Consider the following 13,620-nt stretch of genomic DNA (forward strand, 5'->3'; position numbering starts at 1 on the left):
ATTTTATTATTATTTTTAATATTACATATAGAATGTGATCTGAATCATTTTTTGATGGGTTGTTCCTGTCGCGAGAAAGCGTAAAGTTGACTCGTTGCTTCAGGAATGAATCGCTCATTCTGAAGCATCCGACAGACAGGATGTTTGTCTGATAAGGATGGTCTGCTTGGCCCTATGGAGTTGGGGATGTAATGGAACCAAGCCACGGAAGTGCTTCGTTACAATGATGTTTTCAGGGACAGTGAAAATTCATCAGGATTGATGACGAACGATAAATTTTTTGCAAGGAAAGCACCAACAACAAAAGGAATATTGTGCGCATCTCGATGTGCCAGGATAGTTTCCGTCACTCCGGTGACTGTTTATAAAGCGACAGATAATCCTGTCGCTTTTTTTATTGCTCTTTTTATACCATTGCGGGTCAACCGAAACCCGTTACGTCTGTCTGTTGAAGCACAGCGTTGCAGAAAAAATAAGCTTAAATACTCCACTATCGGGTCAGTTTCTGGTATGTTGCGCATCCCGTAACAAGGAGTCTATATGATCTCATGTCCACTATGCGGTGCTGAATCGCCGGTGGTTTATCATCGGGATAAACAGCGCGAGTATTGGCAATGCCATCAATGTTATTTGGTGAGTGTCGCACCTGCATTTCATCTGGATGCAGAGTCAGAAAAATCCATCTATGATCTACATGAGAATCATCCGTCTGATATGGGATATCGGCGGTTTTTGTCTCGTCTGACGGTGCCGCTGGCAGAACGGATTGTTCCTGATGCTCACGGGCTCGATTTTGGATGCGGCCCCGGGCCGACGCTCTCTTTGATGATGGCGGAGCTCGGGTTTCAGATGGCTGTATATGATGTCTTTTATTTCCCCCAGCAGACGGTGTTAGAATCGACGTATGATTTTATTACCGCAACTGAAGTGATTGAACACTTACATACACCGGGTCAAGTGTGGCAGCAGTGGTTGTCATTGGTGAAGCCGGGGGGATATATCGGGATCATGACCAAATTAGTCAAAAATTTGGATGCGTTTACAAGGTGGCATTATAAGAATGATCTCACCCATGTAAGCTTTTTTAGCCGAGAGACTTTTTGTTTTCTAGCAAAACGGGATGCTCTCGAAATTGAATTTATCGGTAGTGATGTAATTTTACTGAGGAAAAGCCAGTAATGAGCCGTAAGAAGAAAGTAAGATCATCTGGGAATTCAGACGTTGTTGTCGTTCGTCAGCGTTCTCAGACAGATATCGAAGGACGTTTGCGCAAGAAGCTGAAAAAGAGAAAAGGCTTGAAAACCGGTAGCCGTCATTCAGAAGAGTCCGGCAATACACGTCGGTTAAGTACAGCGCAGGCGCAGGATCCTCGCCTGGGGAGTAAGAAAAAAATTCCGTTGGTTGTAGAAACACAGCCAAAAGTGATTGCTGAGAAACGGCAAGAGCAGGCAGAACAAGAGCTGGCACGGCTCGAAAATGATGCGCAGCTGCATGCTTTGCTAGCTCGGCTGGATCAGGGTGAAAAGCTGGGCGCCGGCTTGCAACAGTATGTTGATGAAAAGCTTAATCGCATTGAAAAGCTGATGAAACAGCTCGGGCTGTTTGACGAAGAGGATTCGTTTGATGAAGAGCGTGATGAAGCGTTATCCTCTGAGACTCCGGTGAAGAAACCGAAGCAAAACGTATCGGATGACGAACTGCTGGAGAAATTTACCGGATTTGATCCGGATGATTTTCAGCAATAGGAGTAACATATGAATCTGACTGTACTCGCGATTGTCGGGTGTTTGATTGTTGCAGGTCTGGCGATTTATGCCGGGTATTTGCTGGTGAAATTGAAGCAGCAGAAAGCATTGGTTGCCAAGCATCGTGAACTGGCGATTGAGAAGAGAAATGCAAATATTTTCGAGAACGTAAACACGCTCTGTATGGTCGGTATTCAAGGACAGTGTGACCTGTCAGAAATCAGCATTCGTGTCTATTGCATTATGGATTATGTTCAGGGTGAGCAACGAATTGATTTTGAAAAACAATTCCCAGCCATTTCTGAGCTGTATCATATCGTCAAAGATATGCCTCGTGGCGAAGCTCGGCAAGAGATGCCTAAGAAAGAAAGGATGCAGCAAAATCTGGAGCGGATGAAAGCTGAAAGTCGGCTGGAGGATGATATCGTCCGGGAGCTGACCACGCTGAAGGATATGATTCAGCCCTTGAATCAACAAATTCAGGTTCAAATGGTCTAAACCTCGAGTCCTATAGCGGTTCATTCGGTGATCTCTGTAGCACTTTCACACAATAATCATGGATTTCTATTTTGCTGCCCGACTTGTCAGTATCGCAGTGTGGCAAAATAGGAGTTCATCGACGCATTCGGAAAGATAAATATGTTTCAGCAGGTATCTCGTCAGCAGGTTGTCTGGGATCAGGCAATGTTGGATAAATATAATTACTCCGGGCCTCGCTATACCTCTTATCCGACAGCCGTCGAATTCCATGAAGCATTTACGATTGCGGACTTTGATATGGCTTGTGCCCAGTATCCCGACCGTCCGCTTTCTCTTTATATCCATATCCCTTTCTGCCATAAGCTGTGTTACTACTGTGGTTGTAACAAGGTTGTCACCCGTCATTCCCATAAAGCGGATGAGTATCTGGATATGCTGGAGCTTGAGATTCGCCAGCGTGCATCCTTGTTAGCGGGTCGTCGTGTGGTGCAGCTTCACTTCGGTGGCGGGACTCCGACATTTCTGACGGCTCCCCAAATTACCCGTTTGATGACACTGATCAGACAGGAGTTTGATTTTGAGCCTGAAGCAGAAATCAGTATTGAAGTCGATCCGCGCGAGATACAACTGGATATTCTGGATCATCTCTATCAAGAAGGTTTTAACCGTTTAAGTATCGGGGTTCAGGATTTCAACAAAGAAGTTCAGCTGTTGATCAACCGGATTCAGGATGAAACGTTTATCTTCGCGTTAGCAGAACGAGCCCGGGAATTAGGATTCCGTTCAACCAACCTTGACCTGATTTATGGCTTGCCCAAGCAGACCCCTGCTTCATTTGCCCGGACTTTGAACCGTGTTCTGGAAATGAAACCGGGGCGGTTGTCCATTTTTAATTACGCACATATGCCGCAACTGTTTGCCGCACAGCGGAAAATCAAAGAAGATTTTCTGCCGACAACACAAGAAAAAATGGCCATCTTACAGATGACTATCGATATGCTGACCGGGGCGGGTTATCAGTTTATCGGCATGGATCATTTTGCCCTGCCCGAAGATGATCTCGCAGTTGCGCAAAGAGAAGGTTGTCTCCATCGTAATTTTCAGGGGTATACCACCTATGGTGATTGTGATCTGATTGGTTTCGGGGTGTCTGCGATATCGATGGTCGGTGATGCTTATGCACAGAACCACAAAGAGCTGAAAAAATACTATCATCAAGTGGAACATCAGCGTCATGCGTTATGGAAAGGGGTGGCGTTGGATAAAGATGACTTAGCCCGCCGGGATGTGATTAAGCAATTGATGTGTAACTTTACCCTCGATAAGGCTCAGATCGAGCGCACCCATCAGCTCGACTTTGATCGGTATTTCCAGCCAGACTTAGCGCTACTGGAACATTTCATCGCAGATGAGCTGGTTTTAGTCAGTGATAAGCAATTGACGGTGACACCAAAGGGGCGCTTACTGATTCGTAATATCTGTATGTGCTTTGATCGTTACCTGCGCGAAAGGGCGAGGCAGCAGCAGTTTTCCCGGGTGATATGATTTTTTGTGTTACGCCCGTTGCGTTTGTATACCGCATTCCGGGCTGATGTCCCGGTACAACAAAGCCAGCAGATGCTGGCTTTTTAGGTTCTGGTTTGGCGTAACAGGAAGGTAGCTAAGATGTCGGCTCAATCAGTGAGAGGGCTTTCTTACTGACATGGTGTGCTGCCTGAGACATATCTTGCTGCTCCAGAACCTGAGCAAGCAGCTGGTAGTCAGAGATACTGTTTCTGATTTTTAGTGCTTTTTCCAGATGCCCCTGAGCCAATGGGAATTTCTCTTCCTGAAAATAGAGCTGTCCGAGTGCACTGTGCGCTTCTGCATGTTGCTCATCTTTACGAATCACATCATGTAACAGTTTGATCACCGGCTGGCGGCTCTCCAGTTTGAGTTCAGGCAACAGTGGGTAGCTGTTTGAGTTCGGATGCTTCTTAATGTGTTCTTTCAGGAGCGAAAATGCTTCTTCGTCACCTTGATATTGCAGCAGCAACTGCACATAGCATACGAGCAGTTCCGGAGTGTTTTTCAGACGCTTAGGCAGATCTTTCCAATACTCGGTGAGCGTCTCTTTCCCCCGGATGGTTGCAGCCTGTTCCATGAGATGGCTGCGTGATTCGATTTCCAGACGGTTGATTTCTTCTTCTCCGGCTAATTTGAGCTTTCTGAGCTGTGGAAACAGGCCTTGTAGCGGTTGCCATTGCCGGAGCTGATAATAGGCTGTCTTCAACAGACTGACGACCACAGGGTTGTCCGGGTGCTGGATAGCCAGTTCACTCAACACGTTAAGTGCATCCTGATAACGCTGTTCTTTTGTGTACTGTCTTGCTTTGGTGAGTTCGACGGCCAGCGTTGAATTTTCTTGTTTGGCGGCAAGAGACAGGTAGTGATCCCGTTTCTCCTGATTGCCTTGTTCGAGCGCAGCCTCAGAAGCAATGAGATAGCACAGCAGCGGCATATCGTGATTTTTTGCCAGCCGGGTGACTTTCTTTTCGGCCTGTTTCCAGTCTCCCTCGATGAGTTTTACAATGCCTTCGTTGGTATCCCGGCGAGACTGCTTCAGTTTTCGAGAACCAAACCAGTTCCAGGTGCTGCTACTGATATGCAAGGCTTTTTTGATCAAAAACTCAACGGCGAACAGTGCGGCCAGTAAAGCGATCACCAGCAGGATCAGCGTGGTAACACTCATCTCAATGGTTTTATTCGCAATTGAGATCAGAACGTATCCTTGCTGTCCGGAATACTGGGTACCGACGTATAACCCGATACCGAGAACTACGAAGAGAAAAATGGTGCGAATCATCACTCTTCCTCCTTCATCAAACCGGAGACTTGTTTACGTAACCGCTCATGAATGAGATCCGTCAGCGGTTGCTGTGATTCCAGCTTCACCGGATATTGAATGGTAATTTTCTTCTGACTCAGGGATTGGGTGGCTTGGTTAAACTGTTTCACCTGATTATTGTCAGGGTTCAAGAACGAGACCGACCATTGATTGGCTGTGGTTAAAGCTGTGGTATAGATCTCCTGATTTTCGTCATAGACGGCTCTGATAGCTGTCTCGAGTTTGGCTTTCAGATTTTCTCTCAGGTAGAAATCCTGTTCCGGAGACAGTAACGGAATGACGTTACCATCGCGGGTTCTGAATGTGATGAATTGCTCGGCGAAACTCTTCAGAGAGGTAAGCAGGTTATCCTGCCAGTGGCTGATGTCTTCACTGACCTGTGGTTTTTGCTCTTGTGGCGCATCAGGAAGAATCGCGTTCGCCAGTGGCAGTTTATCGATGAGTTGTTCGAGACTGGTGAGGCGCAGTACCAACCCATCTTTATCGATCAGCGGCAGAGATTTCAATGTGGTGATGTCATTGGCCATTGCCTGACGCAGTGTGACCAGACTCGGGTCATTGAGTGCAGCAATGCGTTCATCGGCACTTTCCATCAGGTGAGTTGCTGTCAGGACATCGTGTTCGAGAAATAGTTTTCGTCCGGCAAGCTTGACCAGATAATCAGATTCAGCCAACAGCCAGTCATTGGGGCGACGTCCTTTGATATCAGCAAGCGCACGTTGCAGGCTATCAATACTCTTTTGCTGTTGATCCAGATTCGTATCAACCTGATTGATGACGGTTGCCGTTTTTTTATCGATGTCTTGGTTGAGCTGAGTCACTTGGGTTTCAACTTGGCTCACCGATTGGCTCAGTTGTTGCTGAAGTTGTTTGATTTGTTCCTGATAGCCATGCATGGTTTGTTGAACATAGGCGGCAATCCCGCCCCCGGTGAGCAATGTTAGCACGATGGCAATTTTACTGAGTCTTGCCCCCGGTGCTGCTGGTGTTTTTTGCTTTGCTTTGGCACCAGATGGTGTTGCTTCGGGCTTAGATGCGGATGCAGAAGAAGATGTGGCTGATTTTTGCTGATCTTCTGAGGTTGGGGTAACGGCTTTTTTTGTATCAGTCATTCATGATTCCTGTCATTCTTCCCGGCCAGAACTGCGGCCACTAAGTCTGAATTGCTGGCACTACCCACAGCAATGATATGTTTGATGCCCAATGAACGTGCATCATGTGCAATCCGTTCACTGGGGACATAAAATGTTTGATCCAATAACCATGGCGCATCGTATTCAGCAATCTGTGTCACGAAAAACCGCAGTTGTTGTTCACTGGTAATGATAATGCTGTTTACCGCTGCCTTTTGCCAAGCGGAAACTGCAACCCGGGCATTAAAAGGGAGCATTTCGCGTTGATAAACTTCGCAATAATTGACCAATGCTCCCTGCGATTTTAGCTGTTGGGCGATTAAATCCCGGCCGCCATTTCCTCTCAGAATCTCAACGCGTAACCCTGTGGGGGCGTTAAGCTCGGGGAGAGAGAGGAAATTTTCACTGTCGCTCACTGCGGGATAGTTTACCGTCTGTTGGGTAAAATTACTTAGAAGCTGTGCGGTTTTTTGACCGATGGCAAGATATCGGATATCAGACGGCCATGAAAGACCATGTTGGTTGAGATATTCCTGACTATAAAGGACGGCTTGCTGGCTGACGGCGATGACCAGATCACACTGTGCCAGCCGATGCGGCAGTTGAACAAGTTCCGAACCGGCATGAAAATCAATTAAAGGATGATGGGCCGCTTCAATACCAGCGGCCTGAAGTTGATGGCAGAGTGCTTCTCCCGGTTTACCGGGGCGGGTCACCAGCACCGACATGATCAGTCATGCTCATGGTAAAGGCGGGTGAGTATTTCTCGGGCGCCTTGCTGTAGAAGTTGATGGGCGAGTGTTTCTCCCAACTGTTGCGCATCTTTGCGGTGCCCTTTGATCTCCCCGCGAATGATTTGGCTGCCGTCCGGTTCTCCGACCAGCGCCCGCAGCCAGATTTGGTCATTTTCCAGCAGTGCGTAACTACCGATGGGAACCTGACAACCGCCCTGAAGAGTGGTATTCATCGCGCGTTCACTGAGCACGCGATCGGTGGTGTCCTGATGGCTCAATGGTTTTAATAACTCGATTAATCGTGTGTCATCTAAACGGCATTCAATCCCCACGGCACCCTGACCGACAGCCGGCAGCGATTGCTCCGGTGTCAGATAGCTACGGATTCTGCTTTCAAGATTGAGGCGTTTCAGACCCGCGGCAGCAAGAATTATCGCATCGTATTCTCCGGCATCGAGTTTGCCGAGTCGTGTGCCGACATTGCCACGGAGATCTTTGATCACAATATCGGGTCGGGTTTCTTTTAACTGACATTGGCGTCTTAAACTGCACGTCCCGACGATAGCGCCTTCAGGCAGTTCATCGAAAGCAGCATAATGGTTAGAAACAAACGCATCACGCGGATCGCCGCGTTCACAGATTGTCACAAGCCCTAACCCTTGTGGAAATTCAACCGGGACATCTTTCATTGAATGAACCGCAAGATCAGCCCGGCCTTCGAGCATCGCGGTTTCAAGCTCTTTGACAAACAGTCCTTTGCCGCCGACTTTCGCCAATGGCGTGTCCAGAATCACATCGCCCTTCGTCACCATCGTGACCAGTTCGACGGCCAACCCCGGATGAGCAGCCTGAAGCGCATCCTTGACATAATGGGCCTGCCAAAGGGCGAGCGGACTTTTACGGGTAGCAATACGAATCGGAGATGAATCAGTCATAGGTTATGAGTTGGTCAGGGAAAATGATAGATCACATCCTATCATTGTTCTTTTCGATCCCCAAGTTCACCTAACCGGTTGAAAAATAGCGCATGGCACAGCGATGCGTCTTAATGAAAAAATGCATAGGAAAACTTGTAAATTTTGAGATATACGACCATAGTCTAATTTAAAATATGTGATGTAGCTCTTGTTTATACTTTGAGCTATGATTGTTCGATAATATGAGTGAGATATGTATCAACGATAAGTTGCCTAAAATTTTCTGGATTTACCGGTACGGGGGATCCGGGAGAGATATCTTTACCATCGATAGATAAAGTGTTAAATTGATCACGTTTTGACGGCGATTTTGCACAAAGGGCAATCAGTTCGTTGAGTTTTGAGCCAACCAAGGATATTCCCCTTGCAGACATACACCGAGACTTTAATCAAAAGATTAGATAATCTGAATCGGCAGCGCACCGAACGTGCGTTGGCGTTAATGGATTTACAAAGTCGTCGTGTTTTTCATCTGATTCCTGCATTTTTTCAGTTCAACCATCCATTAATTCCCGGTTATTACGATCAAGACGTGCCGTTCGGTGTCTGGGGTTTTGAGGCGGATGACGCACAACAGCAGTTTATCCATGATACTGAATTAGCATTGGGGCAATCGCTCCCGATTTCAAGTGAGCCTGAAATTCAGGGTCTGTACACCATGGGGAGTACCTCATCGATCGGGCAAAGTACCTCCAGCGATCTGGATATCTGGGTATGTGTCTCTTCACTGATGAGTGCTGCCCGTCGGGAAAAACTGGCCAATAAGTGCTTGTTGTTGACTGACTGGGCAAAAACGCAAGGTGTTGAAGCCAACTTTTTTATCATGGATGAGCAGCGTTTCCGGTGCCAGCAGTCCGATGAAATGACCGGTGAAAACTGTGGCTCTTCGCAGCATCTTTTGTTACTGGATGAATTTTACCGTTCTGCGGTACGAATCGCCGGGAAACGTCTTTTGTGGCAAATCGTGCCACCGGAGATGGAAGAGTGTTATGACGAATATGTCAGCCATTTATGTAGTAATTCTTATATCAACTGTTGCGAATGGTTTGATTTTGGCAGACTCAATCATATTCCGGCTGAAGAATATTTCGGCGCCAGTTTATGGCAGCTGTATAAAAGTATCGATTCACCGTATAAGTCGGTACTGAAAGCGATCTTACTCGAAGCATACTCTTGGGAATATCCGCATACGCAACTCTTAAGTATCGATACCAAACGACGCTTTTTTACCCATGAGCCAGACCTGTATGGGATGGATGCTTACTACCTGATGCTGGAAAAAGTTACCCGTTATTTAGAACGGATTAATGACCAGCCCCGATTGGATTTGGTCCGGCGTTGTTTTTATCTGAAAACCCATGAGAAATTGTCCCGCGAACCCGGTGCCGGGTCTGTCCCGTGGCGGCGCATGGTACTGGAAGAATTGACTCAAATATGGCAGTGGTCGACAGGTATCATTGCTGAGCTGGATAACCGACGTAACTGGAAAGTTGAGCAAGTCGCTTTCATGCACACGGGGTTGCTGGATGCGTTAATGCAGAGTTACCGCAATTTAATTCAGTTTGCCCGGCGTAATGACATTACTTCTTCCATCAGTCCTCAGGATATTTCGATCCTTTCCCGTAAACTATACGCTGCTTTTGAAATTCTTCCGGGCAAGGTCACGTTACTGAATCCACAGATTTCTCCCGATTTGCATGAGCCTGATCTGACTTTTATTGAAGTGCAGCAAAACCGTAGTAATCCTGCCGGGTGGTATGTTTACAAACAACCGTTAGTCCCGCGTCGGATGATGGGGCAGCATTATCTGGAACATCATGAGTATTTGAGTAAATTAGTGGCGTGGGCGTTCTTTAATGGGCTGATTACTGAATCGACGAGACTTCACGCGGTGGTTCAGGATGCTCAGATCGATATTGATAAGTTTTATCAGATGGTCGGTGATTTACGCAATACGTTCTCGCTGCATAAGCGTCGGCCAACAATGCACGCACTTGCCAGCCCATGTGAAATCAGTCAGTTAGCGATGTTCATCAACTTTGAACAAGATCCGACCTATGCCGTATCGGGAAAGTCACTCCGGGTGGATTTAAAAACGGTTGATATCTTGAGCTTCGGGCCGGAACAGCGTTGTCTGGTCGGGAGTATTGATTTGGTTTACCGCAATTCATGGCATGAAGTCAGAACACTCCACTTTGAAGGTGAAGGTGCCATTCTTGATGCCCTGAAAACAGTATTGTGCAAGATGCATCAGGACGCGTTACCGCCAGAATCTGTCGATGTGTTTTGCTACAGCAAAAATTTACGGGGATTGATCCGCAATGCCATTTATCAACTGTTGGCTGAATGTATCGATCTACGTTTAAAGCCTGTTGAAATTGAGCAGGAAAAGCGGCGTCGTTTTAAAGCGTTGCGTGTCGGTCGTCAAATGTACGGGCTGTTTTTTGAACGACGGGGCGTTTCTGTTCAGCGATTGGAAAATTCAGTCGATTTTTATCGCAGCATCTCGACCAACAAACTCAAAGGTTCGCCATTGATGATGATCGATCGGGAGCAGGATTATCACTTACCTGAAGCGATTGATGGTTTTGCCAGTGAAGGGCTCATCCAGTTTTTCTTCGAAGATAGCGATACCGGCTTTAATATCTATGTTCTCGATGAATCGAATCGTGTTGAGGTCTACCATCAATTTAGTGGCAGTAAAGATGAGATGATTTCCAGTCTGAATGGTTTTTATACATCGATGCTGGACGAAAACAACGTGGCATCAAAACTGATTAACTTCAATCTGCCGCAGTATTATCAGGTGATTTACGCTGATGACGGCAGTAATTATATCATTCCTTACCGCAGTGATGCGTCTTCAGGGGCTGCACCGACCAAGGCAGTGAACGCCTGAAGGTTATCGGTTGTACGCGCTTTTCTCTTTGTCTTTTTATGTCTGAAGCTGATATTGCTCAGAGTCCCGAGAGCTGAAATAGCTGCAGGACTCTGATGTTAATTGATGTGACAGCTATGCAGGTATCAATCAATCCCAATCAATCGACTCTCCGGCATGTTTCTCACATTCCTGACGGAGCAAAGCGATAAGTTCCAGCCCCGTTTTAGAGCAGATCCATTGTTGATCGGTATATTGAAAGTGAAATCCGCCGGATTTGGACGCCAGCCAGATTTCATGCATGGGTTCCTGACGATTAATGACGATCTGACTGCGATCTTCAAAATCCAGTGTCATGACGTTGCCAGTTGTCTCGTAGTCAATATCAGCGCCTGAGTCATCAATCATTTGCTCAATTTGTTCTAGCATCTGATCAACAAGTTGGTGGAATTCAGTATCGTTCATCCTCACATCCTATTGCTTTTCCTGAATCTGGTGCGATTATAGGGGGCATTGAATGAATAATCACGATATATGCAAAATGAATAAAAAGTTTACTGCACTTTTAGTGCTGTGCGTGTTAGCGTTGGCAGGTTGTGGACAGACAGGGCCGTTGTATATGCCTCAGGACAATACACCGCAAAACCAATCACAACCTTAATCCTTAGTCATTGATAATTAGGAAAATATTTTGGATTATTTTAATTACCAGAACGATGGACAGCTATGGGCTGAAGAGGTTCGTCTCGCAGAACTGGCAAAGGACTATGGCACACCACTGTACGTTTATTCAAAAGCGACGCTAGAACGCCACTGGAATGCGTTTGATCAGGCTGTTGGCGCACATCCACATCTGGTTTGTTATGCCGTGAAAGCGAACTCTAATTTAGGGGTTTTGAGTGTTTTGGCGCGACTTGGCTCTGGGTTTGATATCGTATCCGGAGGTGAGCTGGAGCGCGTTTTAGCGGCTGGCGGAAACCCCGGTAAAATTGTGTTTTCCGGCGTGGGTAAAACCGAAGCTGAGATGAAACGGGCACTTGAATTACAGATTAAGTGCTTCAATGTTGAATCTGAATCCGAGTTACACCGTTTAAATCGTGTGGCTCAATCGCTGGGTGTCAAAGCACCGGTATCTCTGCGGATTAACCCGGATGTCGATGCCAAAACGCACCCTTATATTTCGACCGGCTTGCGTGACAATAAATTCGGCATTGCCTTTGACCGCGCCCGTGAAGTTTACCGTTTAGCTCACCAGTTGGAGCATCTCGATGTTCATGGCATTGATTGCCATATCGGCTCTCAGTTGACTCAAATTGAGCCTTTCATTGATGCAACAGACCGTCTCTTGGCGCTGATTGATGAACTCAAAGCGGAAGGCATTAACATTCGCCACTTAGATGTCGGCGGTGGCTTGGGCGTTGTCTATCATGCTGAAACACCCCCACAGCCGGCAGAATATGCCAAAGCCTTACTCTCACGTCTGGAAAATCATCAAGATTTAGAGCTGGTGTTTGAACCGGGACGAGCGATTGCCGCGAATGCCGGGGTTCTACTGACGAAGGTCGAGTTTCTCAAGCACACCGAGTATAAGAATTTTGCGATTATTGATGCAGCAATGAATGATCTTATGCGTCCTGCTTTGTATCAGGCATGGCAGAAGATTGTTCCCGTTGCACCGCGAGAAGGAAAAGCACAGGTTTACGATTTAGTCGGGCCGGTGTGCGAAACTGGTGACTTTATCGGTAAAGATCGTGAACTTATGCTTGAGGAAGGTGATCTTCTGGCTGTTCGCTCGGCAGGGGCTTACGGGTTTGCGATGTCATCAAACTATAATACGCGTTCACGCGCCGCTGAGGTCATGGTTGATGGAGAACAGGTTCATCTGGTACGTCAGCGCGAGCCACTCAGTAGTTTGTGGGCTTTGGAAAGTGTTTTACCGGAGTAAAAAAACCTATGCATTTTCATTTTTCTAAAATGCACGGTTTGGGTAATGATTTTATGGTCGTTGACTGCATTACCCAGAATATTTTCTTCTCACCGGAGTTGATCCGTCGCTTGGCGGATCGGCACACGGGGGTTGGTTTTGACCAACTATTATTGGTGGAAGCGCCTTATGATCCGGAAACGGATTTTCACTATCGGATCTTCAATGCCGATGGCAGCGAAGTTGAACAGTGTGGTAACGGTGCGCGTTGTTTTGCGCGTTTTGTGCGACTCAAAGGTTTGACCAATAAATACAGCATTCATGTCAGCACCAAAAAAGGGAAGATGATCCTGAGTGTCGAAGACGATAATCAGATTACCGTGAATATGGGGGTGCCTGAATTTGAACCCGCCAAAATCCCGTTCAAGGCAAAACAGTCTGAAAAGACCTATATTTTACGCATTGCTGAACAGACACTATTCTGTGGCGCTGTGAGCATGGGTAATCCTCATGTGGTGACCACGGTGGATGATGTCGATACTGCGGATGTCGATCATCTTGGTCCGTTGCTGGAGTCTCATGAGCGTTTTCCCGAACGTGTCAATGCCGGCTTTATGCAGGTGGTGAGCCCGAATGAAATCCGGTTACGGGTTTATGAACGCGGGGCGGGTGAAACGCAGGCTTGTGGCAGTGGTGCGTGTGCTGCGGTTGCTGTCGGGATTATTCAGGAGCAACTGGCAGAGGACGTCACCGTGCATTTACCGGGCGGATTGCTGAAAATCTGCTGGAAGGGACCGGGACATCCCCTCTATATGACCGGGCCAGCTACACATATTTTTGATGGTCAGATTGCGTGCTGAAA

The 13,620-nt window shown here is 47.0% G+C and carries 13 protein-coding genes; 8 read left to right on the forward strand and 5 right to left on the reverse strand.

The annotated features are described in order from the left end of the window. Nucleotides 1–540 precede the first annotated feature (540 nt). The 4 genes from VR7878_RS08540 to hemN all read left to right on the forward strand — a co-directional run bounded on the left by VR7878_RS08540 (nucleotide 541) and on the right by hemN (nucleotide 3,770). Nucleotides 541–1,179 carry a class I SAM-dependent methyltransferase gene (locus VR7878_RS08540; protein WP_077335234.1) on the forward strand — a complete coding sequence of 213 codons (639 nt, stop codon included), beginning with the start codon at nucleotides 541–543 and terminating at the stop codon, nucleotides 1,177–1,179. Continuing rightward, complete coding sequence (gene yihI, locus VR7878_RS08545; RefSeq protein WP_077335236.1) at nucleotides 1,179–1,745, forward strand: Der GTPase-activating protein YihI; 567 nt, start codon at nucleotides 1,179–1,181, stop codon at nucleotides 1,743–1,745. The genes VR7878_RS08540 and yihI overlap by 1 nt, the downstream gene beginning before the upstream one ends. Nucleotides 1,746–1,754: 9 nt before the next feature. After that, a complete protein-coding gene (locus tag VR7878_RS08550; protein ID WP_077335238.1) occupies nucleotides 1,755–2,243 on the forward strand; it encodes a DUF2489 domain-containing protein in 489 nt (162 codons plus the stop codon). Nucleotides 2,244–2,384: 141 nt separating this feature from the next. Then, nucleotides 2,385–3,770, forward strand: coding sequence for an oxygen-independent coproporphyrinogen III oxidase (gene hemN, locus VR7878_RS08555; protein WP_077335240.1), 1,386 nt, complete (start codon nucleotides 2,385–2,387; stop codon nucleotides 3,768–3,770). A 115-nt stretch (nucleotides 3,771–3,885) separates the two neighbouring features. Here the strand turns inward: hemN and VR7878_RS08560 are convergent, their stop codons facing one another. Genes VR7878_RS08560 through hemC form a run of 4 tightly spaced genes read right to left on the reverse strand, consistent with a single transcriptional unit; the run spans nucleotide 3,886 to nucleotide 7,914 of the window. Then, entirely contained in the window at nucleotides 3,886–5,070 is a 1,185-nt protein-coding gene (locus VR7878_RS08560; RefSeq protein WP_077335242.1) for a heme biosynthesis HemY N-terminal domain-containing protein, read from the reverse strand. Beyond that, nucleotides 5,070–6,224 (reverse strand): uroporphyrinogen-III C-methyltransferase, encoded by a 1,155-nt coding sequence (locus VR7878_RS08565; protein WP_077335244.1) that lies wholly within the window; start codon nucleotides 6,222–6,224, stop codon nucleotides 5,070–5,072. Before VR7878_RS08565 ends, VR7878_RS08560 begins: the two co-directional genes overlap by 1 nt. Next, nucleotides 6,221–6,973, reverse strand: a complete 753-nt coding sequence (locus VR7878_RS08570) for a uroporphyrinogen-III synthase (RefSeq protein ID WP_077335246.1) — start codon at nucleotides 6,971–6,973, stop codon at nucleotides 6,221–6,223. The genes VR7878_RS08565 and VR7878_RS08570 overlap by 4 nt, the downstream gene beginning before the upstream one ends. 2 nt (nucleotides 6,974–6,975) lie before the next feature. After that, nucleotides 6,976–7,914 carry a hydroxymethylbilane synthase gene (gene hemC / locus VR7878_RS08575; RefSeq protein WP_077335248.1) on the reverse strand — a complete coding sequence of 313 codons (939 nt, stop codon included), beginning with the start codon at nucleotides 7,912–7,914 and terminating at the stop codon, nucleotides 6,976–6,978. A 406-nt stretch (nucleotides 7,915–8,320) separates the two neighbouring features. On the opposite strand from hemC, the gene VR7878_RS08580 reads away from it, so the two are divergent. Beyond that, nucleotides 8,321–10,855, forward strand: coding sequence for a class I adenylate cyclase (locus VR7878_RS08580; protein WP_077335250.1), 2,535 nt, complete (start codon nucleotides 8,321–8,323; stop codon nucleotides 10,853–10,855). 129 nt (nucleotides 10,856–10,984) lie between these two features. Here the strand turns inward: VR7878_RS08580 and cyaY are convergent, their stop codons facing one another. Then, nucleotides 10,985–11,299 (reverse strand): iron donor protein CyaY, encoded by a 315-nt coding sequence (cyaY, locus tag VR7878_RS08585; protein WP_077335252.1) that lies wholly within the window; start codon nucleotides 11,297–11,299, stop codon nucleotides 10,985–10,987. Nucleotides 11,300–11,375: 76 nt separating this feature from the next. Between cyaY and lptM the strand changes: the two genes are divergently transcribed. Genes lptM through dapF form a run of 3 tightly spaced genes read left to right on the forward strand, consistent with a single transcriptional unit; the run spans nucleotide 11,376 to nucleotide 13,618 of the window. Continuing rightward, entirely contained in the window at nucleotides 11,376–11,495 is a 120-nt protein-coding gene (gene lptM / locus VR7878_RS08590; RefSeq protein ID WP_072959588.1) for an LPS translocon maturation chaperone LptM, read from the forward strand. Nucleotides 11,496–11,525: 30 nt separating this feature from the next. Continuing rightward, complete coding sequence (lysA, locus tag VR7878_RS08595) at nucleotides 11,526–12,779, forward strand: diaminopimelate decarboxylase (RefSeq protein WP_077335254.1); 1,254 nt, start codon at nucleotides 11,526–11,528, stop codon at nucleotides 12,777–12,779. Nucleotides 12,780–12,787: 8 nt separating this feature from the next. Continuing rightward, nucleotides 12,788–13,618: a diaminopimelate epimerase gene (gene dapF / locus VR7878_RS08600; RefSeq protein ID WP_077335256.1), complete on the forward strand. Its 831-nt coding sequence runs from the start codon at nucleotides 12,788–12,790 to the stop codon at nucleotides 13,616–13,618. Nucleotides 13,619–13,620 lie beyond the last annotated feature (2 nt).

Origin of the sequence: Vibrio ruber DSM 16370, assembly GCF_900163965.1 — a bacterium.
GTDB lineage: Bacteria > Pseudomonadota > Gammaproteobacteria > Enterobacterales > Vibrionaceae > Vibrio > Vibrio ruber.